At 68.3% G+C, this 19489-nt stretch carries 15 protein-coding genes; 5 read left to right on the top strand and 10 right to left on the bottom strand.

From position 1 onward, the window contains the following. Positions 1-8: 8 nt before the first annotated feature. Positions 9-2357: a phosphomannomutase/phosphoglucomutase gene (locus AC5P8R_RS13955; protein WP_032961426.1), complete on the top strand. Its 2349-nt coding sequence runs from the start codon at positions 9-11 to the stop codon at positions 2355-2357. A 474-nt stretch (positions 2358-2831) separates the two neighbouring features. Here the strand turns inward: AC5P8R_RS13955 and AC5P8R_RS13950 are convergent, their stop codons facing one another. The 8 genes from AC5P8R_RS13950 to pyrE all read right to left on the bottom strand — a co-directional run bounded on the left by AC5P8R_RS13950 (position 2832) and on the right by pyrE (position 12328). Beyond that, positions 2832-3545, bottom strand: a complete 714-nt coding sequence (locus AC5P8R_RS13950) for a response regulator transcription factor (protein WP_032961423.1) — start codon at positions 3543-3545, stop codon at positions 2832-2834. Continuing rightward, positions 3526-6186, bottom strand: a complete 2661-nt coding sequence (locus AC5P8R_RS13945; protein WP_014645670.1) for an ATP-binding protein — start codon at positions 6184-6186, stop codon at positions 3526-3528. The genes AC5P8R_RS13950 and AC5P8R_RS13945 overlap by 20 nt, the downstream gene beginning before the upstream one ends. A 51-nt stretch (positions 6187-6237) precedes the next feature. Further along, complete coding sequence (gene kdpC / locus AC5P8R_RS13940) at positions 6238-6888, bottom strand: potassium-transporting ATPase subunit KdpC (protein WP_053495930.1); 651 nt, start codon at positions 6886-6888, stop codon at positions 6238-6240. Further along, entirely contained in the window at positions 6885-8942 is a 2058-nt protein-coding gene (kdpB, locus tag AC5P8R_RS13935) for a potassium-transporting ATPase subunit KdpB (protein ID WP_495223554.1), read from the bottom strand. The genes kdpC and kdpB overlap by 4 nt, the downstream gene beginning before the upstream one ends. 10 nt (positions 8943-8952) lie before the next feature. Further along, a complete protein-coding gene (gene kdpA / locus AC5P8R_RS13930) occupies positions 8953-10662 on the bottom strand; it encodes a potassium-transporting ATPase subunit KdpA (protein WP_014645673.1) in 1710 nt (569 codons plus the stop codon). An 11-nt stretch (positions 10663-10673) separates the two neighbouring features. Then, positions 10674-10766: a potassium-transporting ATPase subunit F gene (locus AC5P8R_RS13925; protein ID WP_005407770.1), complete on the bottom strand. Its 93-nt coding sequence runs from the start codon at positions 10764-10766 to the stop codon at positions 10674-10676. 221 nt (positions 10767-10987) lie between these two features. Further along, on the bottom strand, positions 10988-11650 hold the full coding sequence (locus AC5P8R_RS13920) for a hypothetical protein (protein ID WP_032961414.1): 663 nt from the start codon (positions 11648-11650) through the stop codon (positions 10988-10990). Positions 11651-11668: 18 nt separating this feature from the next. Continuing rightward, positions 11669-12328 carry an orotate phosphoribosyltransferase gene (pyrE, locus tag AC5P8R_RS13915; RefSeq protein ID WP_032961411.1) on the bottom strand — a complete coding sequence of 220 codons (660 nt, stop codon included), beginning with the start codon at positions 12326-12328 and terminating at the stop codon, positions 11669-11671. Positions 12329-12490: 162 nt separating this feature from the next. On the opposite strand from pyrE, the gene AC5P8R_RS13910 reads away from it, so the two are divergent. The 3 genes from AC5P8R_RS13910 (at position 12491) to AC5P8R_RS13900 (ending at position 14901) form a co-directional block, all read left to right on the top strand. Further along, a complete protein-coding gene (locus AC5P8R_RS13910; protein ID WP_041862998.1) occupies positions 12491-13291 on the top strand; it encodes an exodeoxyribonuclease III in 801 nt (266 codons plus the stop codon). Then, a complete protein-coding gene (locus AC5P8R_RS13905) occupies positions 13288-14592 on the top strand; it encodes an AmpG family muropeptide MFS transporter (protein WP_014645677.1) in 1305 nt (434 codons plus the stop codon). The genes AC5P8R_RS13910 and AC5P8R_RS13905 overlap by 4 nt, the downstream gene beginning before the upstream one ends. Positions 14593-14670: 78 nt before the next feature. Further along, positions 14671-14901: a hypothetical protein gene (locus AC5P8R_RS13900; RefSeq protein WP_014645678.1), complete on the top strand. Its 231-nt coding sequence runs from the start codon at positions 14671-14673 to the stop codon at positions 14899-14901. A 116-nt stretch (positions 14902-15017) separates the two neighbouring features. Here AC5P8R_RS13900 and AC5P8R_RS13895 read toward each other — a convergent pair whose 3' ends face one another. After that, on the bottom strand, positions 15018-16145 hold the full coding sequence (locus tag AC5P8R_RS13895; protein ID WP_080281908.1) for an anhydro-N-acetylmuramic acid kinase: 1128 nt from the start codon (positions 16143-16145) through the stop codon (positions 15018-15020). Positions 16146-16211: 66 nt separating this feature from the next. Beyond that, the gene (locus AC5P8R_RS13890; RefSeq protein WP_495223553.1) at positions 16212-17684 is read right to left on the bottom strand and encodes a M23 family metallopeptidase; all 1473 of its coding nucleotides are present in this window, start codon (positions 17682-17684) and stop codon (positions 16212-16214) included. 167 nt (positions 17685-17851) lie between these two features. Here AC5P8R_RS13890 and tyrS point away from each other — a divergent pair, with 167 nt between their 5' ends. Next, on the top strand, positions 17852-19063 hold the full coding sequence (gene tyrS, locus AC5P8R_RS13885) for a tyrosine--tRNA ligase (protein ID WP_014035711.1): 1212 nt from the start codon (positions 17852-17854) through the stop codon (positions 19061-19063). Positions 19064-19489: the final 426 nt, after the last annotated feature.

Here is a 19489-nt window from a genome sequence, read left to right as displayed (position 1 = left end):
GGACATCGATGAGCGGCATCGGGGAAGGACAGCGGGGACGGTCGTTGGGTCGCAGTGCACCTCTACTGGGGGTGCTGTTGATCCTGTTGGCCGGCTGGTTCGGATGGAGCGCGGTGCAGCAATGGCGGCAGGAGGCCAACGGGCAGGCGCTGGAAGAGGCGCGTGACCAGGCCGTGCAGGGCCTGCAGCAGGCTGCTGCGGGCCAGTTGCAGCAGCTGCAGCAGCAGTTGAAGAACGATCGCGTGCAGCAGGCGCTGCAGGCCGGCGACGCCGCTGCGGCGGCGCTGGCCGTTCGCGAGAGCTGGACCGGAGTCGAGCAGGTCGAGGTGCTGGCGGCCGATCTGGCCAACGCCTATGCCGATCCGGCCACCTTCGGGTATTCCCGCCTGGCGCTGCTGGAAGCGGCGCTGGCCGAGGCCAGGCCAAGCCTGCGCGTGGTCCGCGACGGCGGCGGCAACCGCCTGGGCCTGGCCGCGCCGGTGCAGCTGGGCAGCCTGGGGCCGGCCGTCATCTATGTCCGCCAACCGCTGCTGCGGCTGACGTCGCCGCTCGACCAGGTCAGCGCGCCGTCCGCCGGCTTCCTCGGCCTGCGCCAGGGAGCATTCGATCTGGTCACCCAGGGCGACCCGAGCCTGGCCGAAAGCGCGGAAGCGCTGGCGCGCCCGGTTGCAGGCACGCCGTTGCGGCTGGTCGCGTCGGTGCCGAATGTCGAGGCCGGTCCGCTCGGCCTGGGCGCGCTGGCCAGCGCCATTGTGGCGTTGCTGCTGGCGTTCATTGCCGTGTTGCTGGTGGTGGGGCGCGACCGGCTGCCGAAGTCGCTGCCGTTGCCGCGCCGCGCCGCCGCGTCCGAGGCCGACCATGGCCCGACCCTGAGCGAGAGCCTGCAGCAGGCGCCGCCACCGGTGGCCGCCGTGACCGGCAGTGGCGATGCCACGCCACCGCCGCCACCGCCGGTGCCTGCCGAAGAGCTGGCCGCCGGCATCTTCCGCGCCTATGACATCCGCGGCATGGTGGGCAGCGAACTGACACCGAAGACCGCGGCGCTGATCGGCCAGGCCATCGGCACCGTGGCACTGGAGCAGGGCCTGCGCGAGGTGGTGATCGGGCGCGATGGCCGCCTGTCCGGACCCGAGCTGACGGCCGGGCTGGCCGAGGGCCTGCGCCGTGCCGGCTGCGCGGTGATCGACATCGGCCTGGCGCCGACCCCGCTCGTGTACTACGCCGCCTTCCATCTGCGTACCGGCACCTGCGTGGCGGTCACCGGCAGCCACAACCCGCCCGAGTACAACGGCTTCAAGGTGGTGATCGGCGGCGAGACGCTGTCCGGCGACGCGATCACCGATCTCTACCAGCGCATCGTCGAGGGCCGCCTGGTGCAGTCCGCCGAGCCGGGTGACTACCAGCAGCGCGATGTCAGTGCCGACTACATCCAGCGCATCGCCGATGACGTGCAGCTGGACCGTCCGCTGAAGGTCGTGGCCGATGCCGGCAATGGCGTGGCCGGCGCACTGGCCCCGCAGCTGCTGGAAGCAATCGGCGCCGACGTCATTCCGCTGTACTGCGATGTCGACGGCACCTTCCCCAACCATCATCCCGACCCGAGCGAGCCGGCCAACCTGGAAGACCTGGTGCAGACGGTCAAGCGCTTCGGCGCCGACCTCGGCGTAGCCTTCGATGGCGACGGCGACCGGTTGGGCGTGGTCACCGGCGAAGGCAGGATCATCTATGCCGACCGCCTGCTGATGCTGTTCGCTGCCGACGTGCTGATGCGCAATCCGGGCGCGATGGTGATCTACGACGTCAAGTGCACCGGCAAGCTGTCCGACCATGTGCTGCGCAACGGTGGCAGCCCGCTGATGTGGAAGACCGGGCATTCGCTGATGAAGGCGAAGATGCGCGAGACCGATGCCGAGCTGGCCGGTGAGATGAGCGGCCACTTCTTCTTCAAGGAACGCTGGTTCGGTTTCGACGACGGCCTGTACGCCGCTGCGCGCCTGCTGGAGATCCTGGCCCAGCGCGAGGAAACCCCGGACGAAGTACTGGGCGAACTGCCGGAGATGGTCGCCACGCCGGAGCTGAAGGTAGCGGTGGCCGACGGGACGCCGCATGCGTTGGTGGCGATGCTGGTGGCGGCGGCGCAGTCGCCGGACAACCCGTATGTGGGGGGCCGCCTGTCGACCATCGATGGCCTGCGCGTGGACTTCGCCGATGGCTGGGGCCTGGTGCGTGCCTCCAACACCACGCCGGTGCTGGTGCTGCGCTTCGAAGGCAACGACGAGGCCGCACTGGAGCGCATCAAGGCCTTGTTCCGCAGCCAGCTGCAGCCGGTGCTGGGCGACACGCCGCTGGGGTTCTGAGGTGGGGCCGGGCGGCGCCCGGCACCCGCCGAATCAACGTCAACGTCAAAGGCCGGCTATCCGTAGGATGCGGGGTGGGTCCGGTTACGGGGGACGCTGCAAGTCCCCCTCCGGGGCCCGGCCCAGCCGCTGGCGGCTGGGCGTTCGGGCGCTTGCGAAGCAGTGCTTCGCAAGCAAAGCGCCCTCACCCATGTAAGCTCGGTCGCCGCTTGCTCGTGTGCGCAGTCCTGCGCACACGGCAAGACCGGGGTTGGGCGTCCTGCCCAACCCGCCCGAGGCATACCTCGGGCCCATGCGGCTCACGCCCCCGCAACCGGACCCACCCCGCCTTCGACAGATTTCCGCGATCTGTCCGAACCGCATGAACTGCTCTTGGTAGGTGTCGACCTTGGTCGACACAGCAGAGATCCACGCCATGCGTGGATGCTCTTCCGAATTTGCTTTGGTGGGTGCCGACCGTTGTTCGGCACACCCTCACCCCTTGAATCGCAAGCCCACGCCCGGTTCGGTGAACAGGTAGCGTGAATCCAGCGCCGAATCGCCCAGCTTGTGCCGCAGCTTGCCGACCAGGATGCGCAGGTAATGGGTATCGTGCTGGTGGGTCGGCCCCCAGATCTCCTGCAGGATCTGCGGCTGCGTCACTACCCGCCCGGCATTGCGCAGCAGCAGCGACAGCAACGCGTATTCCTTGCGGGTCAACGCCACCGGTTCACCCTGCAGGGCGACTTCGCGGCGCACCAGATCCACGCGCAGGTGGCCGTCGTCGAACACCGGCGGCGTGCCATCACTGGGTACGCTGCGCGTGCGCAGCAGCGCCCGCACCCGTGCCATCAGTTCCTGCGTGCCGAACGGCTTGGTCACGTAGTCGTTGGCGCCGGTATCCAGTGCGCGCACCTTCTCGGCTTCGCCGGCGCGCACGGTCAGCATGATCACCGGCACCTGGCTCCACTGCCGCAGCTGTTCAAGTACCTCGTGGCCTTCCATGTCCGGCAGGCCGATATCCAGGATCACCAGGTCCATGTCCTCGCTGGCGGCCAGCTGCAGGCCTTCCTGGCCGGTGGCGGCCTGTCGCACCTGGTAGCCCTGCGCGCGCAGGCTGATGTCCAGGAACCGGCGGATCTGGGTTTCATCATCGATCACCAGCACGCGCGCGGCCGGCACGCTGGCATCAATCGGGGTCGGGCTCATCGTGGGAGGCTGGCTTGAGCAGGGGCAGGGTGATGCGGATCAGGGTACCGCGACCGTCGCGTCCGGGCAGCGCCTGCACGCTGCCGCCATGTGCGCCGATCATGCCCTGGCAGATGGTCAGGCCCAGGCCGGTGCCGTGGCGGCCGCGGTCGCCGCGCTCGACGCTGTAGAACATGTCGAAGATGCGCGCGCGCTCGTCGTCGGGAATGCCGGGGCCGGCATCGATCACGTCGATGCGCAGCTGGCCGTCCAGTTCGCGCGCCTGCACCTGCACGGCGGCGTCGGGCGGCGAGAACTTGGCCGCGTTCTCCATCACGTTGAACACGGCCTGTTCGACCAGCGCCGGGTGTACCCAGATCGGCGCCAGCGTGGACGGAATGTCCAGCTCCAGCCGCACCTTGGGCTGGTAGCGCTGCAGGCGCCGTGCGGCCGAGCCGATCAGTTCGTCCACGCCGATCCAGTCACGGTTGATCTTCAGACCTTCGTGGCCAAGGCGGGTCATGTCCAGCAGGTTCTGGATGTAGCGGTCCAGCCGCTCGCCTTCGACCAGGATGGTGTCCAGCAGGGCACGGCGATCGGCCGTGTCCATCGCCGCGCCGTAACTGGCCAGGCTGTCGGCCGAACCGATCATCGCCGCCAGTGGAGAGCGCAGGTCGTGCGACACCGAAGAGAGCAGGGCCGAGCGCAACCGCTCGGTCTCGTTGCTGACATGCGCCTGTTCCAGTTCGGCCACCAGCCGGGTACGCAGTGCGGCCTGCGCGATGTCATCGACCATCGCTTCGGCAAGCTGCCGCTGTTCGGGCAGCAGGCGTGCCTGTGCGCCGGGCAGGTACAGGCCGGCCACGCCGATCGCGCGATCTTCGCCATCCAGCAATGGCAGGAACCACCACTGCGCACCGGCCAGGGTGTCGGTGAAGCGGCCGCTGGGCTGGCCGTGGCGCAGCGCCCAGTCGGCGGCAGCCAGGTCGGTATCGCCGGGTTGGCTGCGGCCACCGGCGGCAGTGTCCGCGCCGATCCGCAGCCACGCCGGCACATCCATCGCCTGCTCCAAGGCATGCCGACCTGCCTGTGCCACCTCGCCGTTGCCAGCGGCGCTGGCCAGCTGACGGCCCAGCTGCTGGCGTGCACGTGCATGGCGATTGGCCGCACGCAGCGCAATGACCTGCATGCGCAGGCGCGAGGCCAGCCGTCCGGCCACCAAGGCGGCGGCCAGGAACAGGAACACGGTGATCACGCCCTGGCGCGCACCGATGGCGAAGGTGAAGCGGGGCGCGATGAACAGGAAGTTGTAGGCCAGGAAGCACAGGATCGCCGCCATCACCGCCACGCTGGCACGCGTGCGCGCCGCCACCAGCACCACTGCCACGATGAATACCATCGACAGGTCGGCCATGCCGACCCAGCGTTCGGCCAGCCAAGCCACCGCACAGGCCAGCGCGGTGGCGATCAGTGCCTGTACCGGCTCGTAGCTGATGCCGCGCATCGGTGGCAGCAGACCCTCGCGGCGCGAGCGCGCCCGGGCCTGCGGCGTGCTGATGATGGTGATCTCGTAGTGCGCCCCGCGCTGGATCAGCTGCTGGGTCAGGGTTCGGTTGAACATCCGCGCCAGCGGGCGCTCACGGGTGCGCCCCAGCACCAGGGTCGATACGCCGTTGTGCGCTGCATGGTCCAGCAGGGCATCGGCGATGCTCGATCCGTGCAGCAGTTCGGCGTCGCCGCCCAGCCGCCGTGCCAAGGCGAAGGCCGCATCGATCTCGCGCCGCGTGGCCTCGTCCTGGCGCCGGCCCTGCACGGTCACCACCGTCCACGGTGCGTCGCGGCGCTCGGCGATGCGGCGCGCCACCCGCACCAGGTACTCGCTCTGGCCGCCGCCATCGATGGCCACCAGCACGCCGCGCCGCAGCGGCAGGTTGCCTTCGCCCCGTGCGGCGCGGGTTTCACGCAGGCTGCTGTCGACGCGGTCGGCGGCTTCCTGCATCGCCAGCTCACGCAGGGCGGTCAGGTTGGCCGGCGAGAAGAACGCCTGCAGCGCCTGCGCGGCCTGTTCGGGCACATAGACCTTGCCCTGCTGCAGGCGCGCGATCAGTTCGCGCGGCGGCAGATCGACCAGCACGATGTCGTGCAGGCGATCGAGCACGCCATCGGGCACGGTCTCGCTGACCCGCACGCCGGTGATGCGCATCACCACGTCGTTGAGGCTTTCCAGATGCTGGATGTTGACCGTGGTCCAGACGTCGATGCCGGCGTCGAGCAGCTCCATCACATCCTGCCAGCGCCGCTCATGGCGGCTGCCGGGCGCATTGCGATGGGCCAGTTCGTCCACCAGCACCAGCGCTGGATGCCGTGCCAGCACGGCATCCAGGTCCATCTCCTGCAGGGCGTGGCCGTGATAGGCCACGTCCTTCAACGGCAGCTGCGGCAGACCTTCCAGCAGGGCCTGGGTTTCGGCGCGGCCATGGGTTTCCACCAGCCCGACCACCAGGTCCACGCCGCGGCGCAGCTGCTCCTGGGCACGGGTCAGCATGGTGTAGGTCTTGCCCACACCCGGCGCAGCGCCGAGGAACACGGTCAGCTTGCCACCGGCTTCGCGTTGCAGGCCTTCGACCAGGGCGTCGGCCTGGCGGGTTCGTGCATCAGTCATGGGGGCCGCTGTCATGGCCGCCATTGTGCGCGCAGCCGATGCAGGCCGGCATCACGGCGCCTTGGCCGCATGGTCCAGCGCGAAGTTCAGCGTCACCACGTTCACCCGCGGCTGGCCGAACACGCCCCACTGGCGCCCTTCAGTATGTGCCTGCACCAAGGCCTGCACGCGCTCCACCGGCAGGCCGCGGGCACGTGCCACGCGTGCCACCTGCAGCTGCGCCGCCGCCGGCGACAGCTGCGGATCCAGCCCGCCGCCGGACTGGGTGACCAGGTCGGCCGGCACCTGCGCCGGGGCGACACCTTCGCGCGCGGCCACCGCCGCCGTGCTGGCGGCAACACGCTCGGCCAGCGCCGGGTTGCTGCGCGCCAGGTTGGAACCGGCCGCGGCCATCGGGTCGTAGTTGGCCGCCGACGGCCGTGCCTGGAAGTAGCCATCGCCGGTGAACGGCTGCGACAACCATGCCGAGCCGCGCACCTGGCCGCTGCCATCGCGCAGCAGGCTGCCCTCGGCCTGGGTGGGGTAGGCCAGGCCGGCGAAACCGGTGGCGATGCCGGCGTAGACCGCGCCGGCCAGCAGCAGGGTGGCCAGGCCCAGGCCGATCGCCGGGCGCCAGCCGGCGCCGTCCTGCAGGCTGGCCACGCGGGCTTCGGCCTTCGGTTCGCGGGGAAGGGTGGTGGAGGTGGAAGCAGAACGGTTCATGCGCCGAATACCAGGACAAGGAAGAGGTCGATCAGCTTGATCGCCGCGAACGGCAACAGCACGCCGCCGAGGCCGTACACCAGCATGTTCCGGCGCAGCAGCGCGGTGGCCGTGGCCGGGCGGAAGCGCACGCCACGCAGGGCGAGCGGGATCAGCGCGGGAATCACCAGCGCGTTGAAGATCAGCGCCGCCAGCACCGCGTTGCGTGGGCTCGACAGCTGCATCACGTTCAGCGCGGCCATGGCCGGAACCGCAGCGGCAAACAGCGCCGGCAGGATCGCGAAGTACTTGGACACGTCGTTGGCCAGCGAGAAGGTGGTCAGCGCACCGCGGGTGATCAGCTGCTGCTTGCCCACTTCCACGACTGCCAGCAGCTTGGCCGGGTCTGAATCGAGGTCGACCATGTTGCCGGCCTCCTTCGCCGCCTGCGTGCCGGAGTTCATCGCCAGGCCGATGTCGGCCTGGGCCAGCGCGGGAGCATCGTTGGTGCCATCGCCCACCATCGCCACCAGGCGGCCACCGGCCTGTTCCTGGCGGATGCGTGCCAGCTTGTCTTCCGGACGCGCCTCGGCGATGTAGTCGTCAACGCCGGCTTCGGCAGCGATGGCGGCGGCGGTCAGCGGGTTGTCGCCGGTGATCATCACCGTGCGGATGCCCATCGCCCGCAGCTGTGCGAACTTCTCGCGCATGCCGTGCTTGACCACGTCCGACAGCTCGATCACGCCCAGCACGTGGCGGCCCTCGGCCACCACCAGCGGGGTGGCGCCATTGCGCGCGACCTGCTCGACGCGGCCGGCCAGTTCAGCAGGCACGTTGCCGCCCAGCGCCTGCACGTGGGCGCGGATCGCATCGGCAGCGCCCTTGCGGATCTGCCGCCCGTGTTCCAGATCGACGCCGGACATCCGGGTCTGGGCACTGAACGCCAGGTAGTCGGCACGGTCCGGCTCGGCGGTGGCGCAGCCCTGTTCGCGCGCCAGGCGCACGATCGACTTGCCTTCCGGGGTCGGGTCGGCCAGCGAGGACAGCAGTGCAGCCTCGCGCAGCTGGCTGGCGTCGATGCCGGCCAGCGGATGGAAGTGGCTGGTCTGGCGGTCGCCGTAGGTGATGGTGCCGGTCTTGTCCAGCAGCAGCACGTCGACGTCGCCGGCCACTTCCACCGCCTTGCCCGACTTGGCCAGCACGTTGGCAGCCAGCGCACGGTTCATGCCGGCGATGCCGATGGCCGGCAGCAGGCCGCCGATGGTGGTCGGGATCAGGCACACCAGCAGTGCGATCAGCAGCAGTGGATCGACCTGCACGCCCACGGCCGCGCCGATCGCCGGCAACGTGGCCACCACCACCAGGAAGGTCAGCGTCATCGCCGCCAGCAACAGGGTCAGCGCGATCTCGTTGGGGGTCTTCTGGCGATTGGCACCTTCCACCAGCGCGATCATGCGGTCCAGGAAGCTGTGGCCCGGCTCGGCGGTCACCCGCACGATGATCTGGTCGGACAGCACCTTGGTGCCACCGATCACACCGGAACGGTCGGTACCGGCCTCGCGCAGCACCGGTGCCGATTCGCCGGTCACTGCCGCTTCGTTGATGGTGGCCAGGCCCTGCACGATCTCGCCATCGGCCGGCACCAGCTCACCGGCACTGACGATCACATGGTCGCCCGGGCGCAGCTCGGCGGCAGGCACCTGGGCTTCGGCTGCGCCCGGCTGCGGCGCCGCCAGCCGGCGCGCCACCAGGTCCTGGCGGGCACGGCGCAGCGAGGCGGCCTGGCCACGGCCACGCGCTTCGGCCACTGCCTCGGCGAAATTGCCGAACAGCACGGTCACCAGCAGGATGGCGGTTACCGCCAGGCCGAAGCCCAGCGGTGCATTGCCGGTCAGGGTGACGATCGCGGCGACGATCGTGCCGGCCATCACCACCGCCATCACCGGGCTGCGCACCAGATGCATCGGCGCCAGCTTGCGCACTGCTTCGACCAGCGCACGGCGCAGGCCGGCGCCATCAAGCAGGGCAGGGCGCGGTGCATGGGTACTACGGGTTGAACTTGCTTGGGTACTCATCAGGGTGTCCTCAGCGCAGTCCCAGGCTCAGGTGATCGGCGATCGGGCCGAGTACCAGCGCCGGCATGAACTGCAGCACGGTCAGGATGACGATCACCGAGACCAGGGTCAGGGCGAAGGTCGGGGTTTCGATCTGCAGGCTGCCGGCAGACTCCGGCGCCTGGCGCTTGGCGGCCAGCTGTGCGGCCACCACCAGCGGAATGATCAGCAGCGGGAAGCGGCCCAGCAGCAGTACCAGCGAGCAACTCAGGTTCCACCACAGCGTGGCGTCACCCAGTCCTTCGAAGCCCGAACCGTTGTTGGCGTAGGCCGAGACATACTCGTAGAACACCTGGCTGATGCCATGGAAGCCGGGGTTGGAGGTGCCGGCCAGGCCGGGCACGGCCAGGGTGATCGCAGTGAACACCAGCAGGGTGATCGGCTGCAGCAGCACCAGCAGGGCCAGCAGGCGCACCTGGGGCGTCTCCAGCTTGCGGCCGAACAGTTCCGGCGTGCGCCCGGTCATCAACCCGGCCAGGAACACACCCAGCAGCAGATAGACGATGAACTGCTGCAGGCCACAGCCGATGCCGCCCCAGATCGCGCTGACCAGCATGTTGACCATCGCGATGCCACCGCTCAGCGGCGCCAGCGAATCGTGCATGCCGTTCACCGAGCCATTGGAGACCTGGGTAGTCACCGCCGCCCACAGCGCCGTGCCGTCGGCGCCGAAGCGCACCTCCTTGCCTTCCATCAGCAGCGGGGTGGCGGCGCTGGCGCTATGCCCTTCGCTCCACATCATCGCGCCGGTGGAAAGCAGCGACATGCCCAGCATGCAGCTGAACACCAGGGCGCCGAAGCGACGCCGGCCGGTGAACGCGCCGATCATGAAGATCACCGCCATCGGCACCAGCAGGATGCCGACGATTTCCAGCGCGTTCGACAGCGGGGTCGGGTTCTCCAGCGGGAAGCTGCTGTTCGGGCCGTACCAGCCGCCACCGTTGGCGCCAAGCTGCTTGGCCGCGACCATCGCCGCCACCGGGCCCAGCGGCAGCTTCTGTCCGGTCATGCCGGCGCTGGCATCGATCGGCGTGGCCTGCGGGCCACCGGCCATCGTCGACGGCACACCCTGGCTGGTCAGCAGCAGGGTCCACACCAGGCACAGCGGCAACAGGAAACGCACGCACAGGCGCACCACGTCCACGTAGTAGTTGCCTACCGCCACCTGGCGGTCATCGCCGGCACCGGTGGCCGCCGCAGCCTGCGGCGCACGCGAGAACAACGCGCGCAGCGTCGCCACCGCCAGCGCCAGGCCCATCATCGGCGTCACCACCTGCAGGCCGGTGATGCCGGTCATCTGCGAGAGGTAGGACAGCTGCGCCTGGCCCGAATAGTGCTGCTGGTTGGTGTTGGTCAGGAACGAGATCATCGTGTGCAGCGCGGTGTCCCAGCGCATGTTCGGGATCTGGTCCGGGTTCAGTGGCAACCAGGCCTGGGTCATGAACACCGCCTGGGTCAACACAGCGACCACCACGTTGCTCAGCACGAAGGCCAGCACGTAGCCGCGCCAGGACATCGCACGCGAGGGATCGACGCCGAACACCTTGTACAACGGCTTTTCGATCCAGTTGAACAGCACGTCGACCTTCATCGGCGTGCCGCGCATCACGCGGGCCAGGTACAGGCCCAGCGGCCACGCCAGCAGCAGGCTGGCGGCAAGAATGACAAGCATCTCAGTCATGGCCGGCTCCGTTAGAACGATTCGGGCCGCAGCACGACATAGAGAAGATAGGCGGCGGCGACCAGCACCAGCACGCCACACAACAAAGACAGCCAGGGGGACATTTCAATAGCGACCTGGTGGAACCCCTCCACCTCAGGCCGTCATCGTCGTCCTGCCGCCCATAAACGCACTACGCGCCGGACCGGGCCGACGCGTAAAGAGTGCATAAATTCCGTGGGCCAACCCGTAACCAGGCGCCGCCTGCTGTAGAGCCGAGCCCATGCTCGGCTGCCCTTTCCCAAGGTCACGCGGAGTCGAGCGTGGGCCCGACGCTACAGGCGAATCACGGCGCCTGGCTCGCCTGCGCCACGCCCTTCAGCTCGCGATAGCGCTGCAGCGTGCTGTCGATCTCGGCCTTCAGCGCCTGCTGCTGCTGCAGGAATCCGGCCTGCAGGCGTTGCTGCGACTGCAGTTGCACGTGCCGCTGGCGGATCGCCTCGGCCTGCTTGTCGGCCACCTTGCCACCGGCCAGTTCGCGGTCACCGGCGGCCGACAGCAGCGCCACCAGCGATTCGCGCAGGCTGGTGACGTTGTACTCGGCGGTCTTCAGGTTGTTGTCCAGCACTTCCTGGCGTTCGGCGAACACCCGGCGCAGGTCGTCCTCGCTGCCATAGGTGGACAGCATCGCCTGCTCGGTGCGCTGGCGGGTCTGCTCGGCCATCAGGTCCAGCTGCTGCTGCTGTGCCACGGTGCTGGCTGCGGCGCGCTCCTCGTCGGTCAACGCGCGCTGGACCTGCGCATTGCGCAGGCCGCTCTTCGCGTTGAACTCCTCGCGGGCGTGATTGACCGCATCGGCCGGCAGCGAATCACTGCAGATCCGCTCCTTGCCCTCGTTCCAGCAGTACAGCTTCTTTTCCACCTTGCCGCCGTCGCGCGACTGCGCCGGCACGGTGAACGGCACGGCCAGCAGCAGGCCGGCAAAGAGAACAGCAGGAACTCGGGACATGACCTTTCCCCTGGTCGGTCAGCGGATCGAACGGACGCCGTACTGGGCCCGGTAGGCTTCCAGCGGCTGCCGGTAACCGACAAGTTCCGGGTTGCCGGAGGCGAAATCAAGCAGATCGGCCAGCGATGCCACGGCGATCACCGGAATGCCGGCTTCTTCGGCCACCGACTGTGCCGCCGAGCGACGGTCGGCTTCCGAGGCGATCTCCTGGCGGTCCAGTGCCACCACGATGCCGGCCGGGGTGCCGCCGGCAGCGCGGATGATGCCCAGCGCTTCGCGGATCGCGGTACCGGCGGTGATCACGTCATCGACGATCAGCACGCGCTTGCCATTCAGGTCGGCGCCGATCAGCTGGCCGCCTTCACCATGGTCCTTGGCTTCCTTGCGGTTGAACGACAGCGGCAGGTCGCGGCCACGCTGAGCCAGCTCGCAGGCCATCGCGGTGGCCAGCGGAATGCCCTTGTAGGCCGGGCCGAACACCACGTCGTACTTGATCCCGGTGGCATCGATGGCATCGGCGTAGCAGGCGCCGAGCTGCGACAGCAGCGAACCGGAGTCGAAACGACCGGCGTTGAAGAAATAGGGGCTCAGCCGGCCGGACTTGAGGGTGAACTGGCCGAAGCGCAGGGCGTCGGCAGTCAGGGCCAGCTGCAGGAAACGGTGGCGGTGGTCGCTCATCAAAACTCGATTCATCTTCATTTGGAGCACAAATCCTAATCCAGCTGGGCGTTTCGCGCTCGTCCAGCGCCATGTGAAAGCCGTCCAGGCCCGGCCTGGCGGACTGCGCAGCCCTGCGGGCAACCGGTATGCTTGCCCGGTTTCCCGCCGCAGGTCCCCCGCATGCGCATCATCAGTTTCAACGCCAATGGCATCCGTTCCGCCGCGACCAAGGGCTTCCTCGACTGGTTCCGTGCCCAGGACGCCGACGTCCTGTGCATCCAGGAAACCAAGGCCCAGGAAGACCAGCTGACCGACCCGATGTTCCGTCCGGACGGCCACCACTGCTTCTATCGCGATGCCATCACCAAGAAGGGCTACAGCGGCGTGGCGATCTACAGCAAGCGCGAACCGGACCAGGTCATCACCTCGCTGGGTTGGGCGCCGTTCGACGACGAAGGCCGCTACATCGAGGCGCGCTACGGCAATCTCAGCGTGGTTTCCTTCTATATCCCATCGGGCAGCTCGGGCGACCTGCGCCAGGGCTTCAAGTTCGAAGTGATGGAATGGCTGCGGCCGATCCTCGAAGCGTGGGCGCGCAGCGGCCGCGACTACGTGCTGTGCGGTGACTGGAACATCGTGCGTTCGGCGCTGGACATCAAGAACTGGAAGTCCAACCAGAAGAACTCCGGCTGCCTGCCGGAGGAGCGCGACTGGCTCAACGCGCTGTGCGCCGACCACGGCCAGGCCACCGATGTCGCCGGCGGCCGTGGGTGGGCCGATGCCTACCGCCTGCTCAACCCCACCGGAGAGGACTACACCTGGTGGAGCAACCGCGGCGCCGCCCGTGCCAACAATGTCGGTTGGCGCATCGACTACCAGTTCATCACCCCGGGCCTGCGTGACCGACTGCGCAGCTGCTCGATCTACCGCGACGAGCGCTTCTCCGACCACGCCCCGTTCACCGTGGACTACGACCTGTGACCGAGGCCGCCACGCCGGTCAGCTACAAGGGCTGGGCCGGCATCAAGCGCGCCTTCGGTACCCCGTCGGCGCTGACCATGGCCATGCTCGGCTTCGGCAGTGGCCTGCCGTTCCTGCTGATCGCCTCGCAGACCCTGTCCACGCGCCTGCGCGACGTCGGGCTGGACCTGGGCAGCATCGGCCTGATCAGCCTGGCCAGCTTCTTCTACCTGCTCAAGTTCCTGTGGGCACCGCTGCTGGACCGCTACGCCTTCCCGCTGCTGGGGCGGCTCGGCCGCCGCCGCTCCTGGCTGCTGGTGTCGCAGGTGCTGGTGCTGGTCGGGCTGGTCGCGCTGGCCTTCGTGCGGCCCGAACAGGGCGTGTGGCCGTTGGTGATGTGGGTGCTGGTGGCGTCGTTCGCCGGCGCCACCCAGGATTCGGCCGTCGATGCCTACCGCATCGAGATCGCGCCGCAGACCGCCCAGGCGGCGCTGGCCGCCACCTATACGCTGGGCTACCGGATCGGCCTGATCCTGGCCGGTGCCGGCGCGCTGTACCTGGCCCAGTTCGAAGGCTGGATCGTCGCCTACCTGGCGATGGCCGCGCTGATGCTGCTGCCGATCGTCACCACCCTGCTGTGCGCCGAACCGCAGCGCCCGGCCACCGCCGTGCAGCGCCGCATCGATATTGCCGAAGCGTTCGTCCAGCCCATCTCCAGCTTCTTCAGCCGCAATGGCGTGGCACTGGCGCTGGTGCTGCTGGCCTTCGTCGGCCTGTTCAAGTTCCCCGACCAGGTGATCGGAGTGATGGCCGGGCCGTTCTATCTCGACTCGGGGTTCGACAAGGCTGACATCGCCACCGTCTCCAAGCTGTTCGGTGTGTGGATGGGCATCGGCGGCGCGTTCCTTGGCGGCATCGCGGTGGCTGCGTTCGGCTTCCGCCGCATGCTGCTGGTGGCCGCGCTGGGCGTGGCGCTGTCCAACCTGGCCTTCCTGCTGATGGCGCACAATCCGGGCAAGCTGTGGGCGTTCTACGCCGCGCTCAGTGCCGACAACCTGTTCCAGGGCTTTGCCGGCACCGTGCTGGTGGCCTTCATGTCGTCGCTGACCGACCGCAACTTCACCGCCACCCAGTACGCATTGCTGGTCTCGCTGGCCAACCTGCCGGGCAAGTTCGTCGGTGGCGTCTCCGGCTACATCGTCGAAGCCACGTCCTACAGCACGTTCTTCATCCTCAGCTCGATCACCGTGGTGCCAACCCTGCTGCTGCTGGCGTGGCTGTGGCCGCGGATCGCCGATCGCGGGCCGCCGCCGGTCGCCTGATTGCCTGCCCGCCCGGACTGCGGGATCATCGCCCCCGACGCGCCGAGGGGGCGGTGCCTTGCGAACGGGGAAGTGAGCATGGCCGACGTTGTGCTGCGGGACCTGGACCCGCTGCTGCTGGAACGCATCCGACGGGTCGCGGTCGCCCGCGGCTGGACCCACGAACAGACCTGCGCCGCCTTGCTGGAGCAGGGGCTGTTCAGCAGTGAACTGGAGGTCCGCTCCGGCTTCGGCGATCCCGAAGTGGACGCCCTCTCCGCCGCGATTGCCGCCCTGCAGGCCCTGCCGGCAGGGCAGGGCTTCGATTAGCGCCTTTGTAGAGCCGAGCCATGCTCGGCTGCTCTTGGCCCGGCCCGGCCCGGCCCGCGCTAAGCCGAGCAGAGCTCGGCTCTACAGCGGCGCCTCAGCTGCGCGGACGGCCCACCTCACGCCAGGTGGATCGCCCCCAGGATCCGCGGGCCCGTCGCCCCGGTCACGCTCGGCAGGTTGCCCGCCAGCCCGTCCATCGTCCGCTGCGCCAGCCAGGCGAAACCCATCGCCTCCACGTACTCCGGGTCCAGCCCATGCACCGCGCTGGACTCAACCTGCACCTCCGGCAGCCGCGCCGCCAGCCGCTTCATCAGCTGCCGGTTGCGCACACCGCCGCCACAGACCAGCAGGCGCCGGGTCTGCGGCTGCTGCGCCAGCAACGCATCGGCCACGGTCGCCACGGTCAGCTCCAGCAGGGTGGCCTGCACATCGGCAGCGGCATACTCGCCTTCCCCCATGTGGGCTTCGGCCCAGGACAGGTGAAACTGTTCGCGCCCGGTGCTCTTCGGCGGCGGCAGCGCGAACCACGGGTCCGAGCGCCAGCCGGCCAGCAGGCCCTCGTCCAACGTGCCACTGGCAGCGTAAGCGCCATCGGCATCGAAGGTGCGGCCGGTATGGCGCTGGCACCAGGCGTCCATCAGCGCATTGGCCGGGCCGGTATCGAAGCCACGCACCGCGCCTTCGCGCGGGATCAGGGTCAGGTTGGCGATGCCGCCCAGGTTGAGCACCGCGCGGTCTTCGTCGGCGGTGCCCAGCATGCCCAGGTGGAAGGCCGGCATCAGCGGCGCACCGTGGCCCCCGGCCGCCACGTCGCGGCGGCGGAAGTCGGATACCGTCGTGATCCCGGTCAGTTCGGCAATGCGGTTGCCGTCGCCCAGCTGCACGGTGAACGCCGGGTCGGCCAGCGGGCGGTGGCGCACGGTCTGGCCGTGCGAGCCGATCGCGCGCACCTGGCTGCGGTCCACGCCGGCCTCGGCCAGCAGTTGATTGGCGGCCCCGGCGAAGTTGATCGCGATCCGCGCGTCCAGTTCGCCCAGTTCCTCCAGCGACTCCAGCGGGCCACCTTCGCCCAGCGCCACCAGCCGCGCGCGCAGCACCGGCTCCCAGCGGGCGGTCAGGCCGTGCACGAAGCGGCAGCCACCGCCGGCGGGGAACTGCACCAGCGCGGCATCGATGCCATCGGCGCTGGTGCCCGACATCAGGCCAAGGTACAGGGGGGCGTCAGCGTCGGCAGTCGTGTTCATGGCAGGCATAAAAAAAGGACGCGGCAAGCTTGGGCTGCCGCGTCCTTCTTCGTCAACGCAAGACGCTCAGCCGCGCTTGCGGCCGGTCGCCTGCTTGTCCTTGGCGCTGGCCACCTCGGGCGCAGCATCGTCGCGGCTGGTCGGTGCCGGGCTGGCGTCGGCGTAGATCAGCTTCTCCATGCCCTGGATGCGCGCCAACGCCGGCGCGGTCTGCGCGCGGAAGGCGACCAGCTCGGCGCCCTTCAGCGGTTCCGGCGGCGGCATGGTCACGGTCAGCGGGTTGCGGTGCTCGCCGTTGACGCGGAATTCGTAGTGCAGGTGCGGCCCGGTCGCCAGGCCGGTCGAACCGACGTAGCCGATCACCGTGCCTTGGGCCACGCGCTGGCCGGTCTTGATGTTCGCAAAGCGCGACATGTGGCCGTACAGGGTGGTGTGGCCGCGGCCATGGTCGAGGATCACCACGTTGCCGTAGCCGCGCTGCACGCCGGCGAACTGCACGCGGGCATCGCCGGCGGCCATGATCGGAGTGCCGGTGCGCGCGGCGTAGTCCACGCCCTTGTGCATGCGCATCTTGCCCAGCACCGGGTGCTTGCGTGCGCCGAAGGTCGAACTCAGCCGCGCGAACGGGATCGGCATGCGGATGAAGCTCTTCTTCAGCGAACGGCCGTTGATGTCGTAGTACTCGGACTTGCCGTTGCGGTCGAAGCGGAAGCCGGAATAGGTCTTGCCACCGGTGGTGAAGGTCGCCGCCAGGATCTTGCTGGTGTCCACCTTCTCGCCTTCGCGCCAGGTTTCATCCATCACCACGCTGAAGCGGTCGCCCGGCTGCAGGTCCTTGGAGAAGTCGATGTCGTACTTGAAGATGTCGTCGGTCATCGTCGCGATCGCCGACGGCGACAGCCCGGCCCGTCGGGCCGCGGCATACAGCGAACTGGTGATCTCGCCGCTGGTGACCACGGTGCGCGTGGAGGACTCACGCTTGGTCACTTTCTCCTTGATGTCATCGCCGGCCAGGCTCAGTTCCACGCGGTTGTCGGCATCGCGGTCGAAACGGATGCTGCGCAGGTCGCCGGACAGCGGCATGTCGAAGGCGATCTCGGCACCCGGGCGCAGCTTGGTCAACGCCTCACGCGCGCCGGGGTGGTCCAGCACCCGGTGCAGGGTGGTGGCCGGAATGCCGGCCTTGTCGAACAGGTCGCTCAGGGTCTGGCCACGCTGCACGCGCAGCACCTGCCAGCTGTCACCCGGCACCTGCTGCTGGCGGGCCATGGTCAGCGGCGGCAACGGCAGCGCCAGGCTGGTGTGGCTGTCGGCGTAGGGGGCATCGATGGTGTGCGAGAAACCGGGGACGATCGTCGCCACCAGGGCGCCGATGGTCGCAAACAGGCTGGCATGCATCCAATGGCGGCGGGTCCAGCGCTCATTGAAGGCGGCGGGAAGATGTTGCCTGAGCTTCCGATGCAGGGTGTTGTCGTGCAGGACGTGGAGGCGTTCCTGGAAGCGCTGCTTGCGTGCGCGCCCTTGTTCGGAATTGTGCATCGGCAGTTTTTTCCTGGCGGCCTGGGAGTGCGGGCCTGATCGCCGGTTACCATAGACACCTCAGAAAACCGCGTCAAACCCTTGTGCCCATTGGCTTTTGTGAAGCCAATCGGGTTAACTTCGCTTTAACACCCCACACAAGAATCGGCGTTGCCGGGAGTAGTCACGTGTCCTCGATTGAAGAAGCCCTTGCCCTGATCGGCCGTGGTGCCGACGAGATCCTCAAGCTCGAGGATCTGCGTGCGCGCCTGCAGGAAGGCCGTCCGCTGCGGATCAAGGCCGGCTTCGACCCCACCGCGCCCGACCTGCACCTGGGCCATACGGTGCTGCTGAACAAGATGCGCCAGTTCCAGGACCTCGGCCACCAGGTCATTTTCCTGATCGGCGACTTCACCGGCATGATCGGCGACCCGTCCGGCAAGAGCCTGACCCGCAAACCGCTCAGCCGCGATGACGTGCTCGCCAACGCCCGTACCTACGAGGAACAGGTGTTCAAGGTGCTCGACCGCAGCCGTACCGAAGTCCGCTTCAACTCGGAGTGGTTCGGCAAGATGGGCGCGGCCGACATGATCCGCCTGGCCGGCCAGCACACCGTGGCGCGCATGCTCGAGCGCGACGACTTCGCCAAGCGCTATGCCGCCCAGCAGTCCATCGCCATCCACGAGTTCCTGTACCCGCTGGTGCAGGGCTACGATTCGGTGGCCCTGGAGGCCGACGTCGAACTGGGCGGTACCGACCAGAAGTTCAACCTGCTGATGGGCCGTGGCCTGCAGGAACACCACGGCCAGAAGCCGCAGGTGGTGCTGACCATGCCGCTGCTGGAAGGCCTGGACGGCGTCAACAAGATGTCCAAGTCGCTGGGCAACTACATTGGTATCAGCGAGCCGGCCATCGACATCGTCACCAAGACCATGAAGGTGGACGACACCCTGATGTGGCGCTGGATCGAACTGCTGTCCTTCGACATCAGCCAGGCCGAAGCCGTGCAGCTGCGCGAGCAGGTGGCCAATGGCGGCTTGAACCCGCGTGTGGTCAAGCTGCGCCTGGCGCGTGAACTGGCGACCCGTTTCCACGACGCCGCGGCGGCCGAGCAGGCCATTGCAGGCTGGGAAGCAGCGGTGACCGGGCAGGGTGACATTACCCAGCTGCCGCTGCAGGACGTGGCGATTCCGGCCGAAGGACTGCGTATCGCTGCGCTGCTGACGGCGGCCGGCCTGACCCCGAGCAACTCTGAAGCCAATCGCAAGCTCAAGGAGCGCGCGGTCAAGGTCGACGGTGAAGTGGTCGAAGATGGCCAGCAGGTGCTGCAGCCGGGCTTCGAAGGCCTGCTGCAGGTCGGCAAGCGTACTTTCGCCCGCGTGCGCCTGGTCACTGCCTGACAGCAGGGAAGGGCCGGCGCCAGCCGGCCCTTCCTTATGCTCTTGTAGAGCCAAGCCTACGCTTGGCTGCGCTTCGCGGGTTTCTACCGCAGCGCGACGGATGAACAGATGCAACATCCGGTGAAAAAAATCGCCACACCCCCTTCACAAATGATGTGGATGGGGCCATACTTCTCCTCCCCCGTCGCAGGGGTCGCCACCAAGGGGCTTCAGCGACATCAGGGTGCCCACCACCGCCGAACGAGATGATCGAACGAAGGTGTTGACGGACTGAAAAAGTCTGGCATAATGGGCGGCTCGCTACGAAGGAAACTTCGCAGCACACGGGAACGGCGCTGAGGCCACTTCCCCGGATCTTTGAAAGTATGCGCAGGTATCTTGTGAAGGCGCCTGCAGGAAGGATGATTGTCCATCTTGCAGACGTTT

The organism is Stenotrophomonas sp. YJH_SMC_73, from assembly GCF_059370155.1.
Note: the sequence above shows the minus strand (reverse complement) of the source record. Positions and strands in the feature narration are given on the sequence as shown.

Excerpts from the sequence above, each read along its gene's own strand:
- AC5P8R_RS13955 (WP_032961426.1), top strand. The coding sequence starts at position 9 with ATGAGCGGCATCGGGGAAGGACAGCGGGGACGGTCGTTGGGTCGCAGT.
- AC5P8R_RS13950 (WP_032961423.1), bottom strand. The coding sequence starts at position 3,545 with ATGAGCCCGACCCCGATTGATGCCAGCGTGCCGGCCGCGCGCGTGCTG.
- AC5P8R_RS13945 (WP_014645670.1), bottom strand. The coding sequence starts at position 6,186 with ATGACTGATGCACGAACCCGCCAGGCCGACGCCCTGGTCGAAGGCCTG.
- kdpC (WP_053495930.1), bottom strand. The coding sequence starts at position 6,888 with ATGAACCGTTCTGCTTCCACCTCCACCACCCTTCCCCGCGAACCGAAG.
- kdpB (WP_495223554.1), bottom strand. The coding sequence starts at position 8,942 with ATGAGTACCCAAGCAAGTTCAACCCGTAGTACCCATGCACCGCGCCCT.
- kdpA (WP_014645673.1), bottom strand. The coding sequence starts at position 10,662 with ATGACTGAGATGCTTGTCATTCTTGCCGCCAGCCTGCTGCTGGCGTGG.
- AC5P8R_RS13925 (WP_005407770.1), bottom strand. The coding sequence starts at position 10,766 with ATGTCCCCCTGGCTGTCTTTGTTGTGTGGCGTGCTGGTGCTGGTCGCC.
- AC5P8R_RS13920 (WP_032961414.1), bottom strand. The coding sequence starts at position 11,650 with ATGTCCCGAGTTCCTGCTGTTCTCTTTGCCGGCCTGCTGCTGGCCGTG.
- pyrE (WP_032961411.1), bottom strand. The coding sequence starts at position 12,328 with ATGAGCGACCACCGCCACCGTTTCCTGCAGCTGGCCCTGACTGCCGAC.
- AC5P8R_RS13910 (WP_041862998.1), top strand. The coding sequence starts at position 12,491 with ATGCGCATCATCAGTTTCAACGCCAATGGCATCCGTTCCGCCGCGACC.
- AC5P8R_RS13900 (WP_014645678.1), top strand. The coding sequence starts at position 14,671 with ATGGCCGACGTTGTGCTGCGGGACCTGGACCCGCTGCTGCTGGAACGC.
- AC5P8R_RS13895 (WP_080281908.1), bottom strand. The coding sequence starts at position 16,145 with ATGAACACGACTGCCGACGCTGACGCCCCCCTGTACCTTGGCCTGATG.
- AC5P8R_RS13890 (WP_495223553.1), bottom strand. The coding sequence starts at position 17,684 with ATGCACAATTCCGAACAAGGGCGCGCACGCAAGCAGCGCTTCCAGGAA.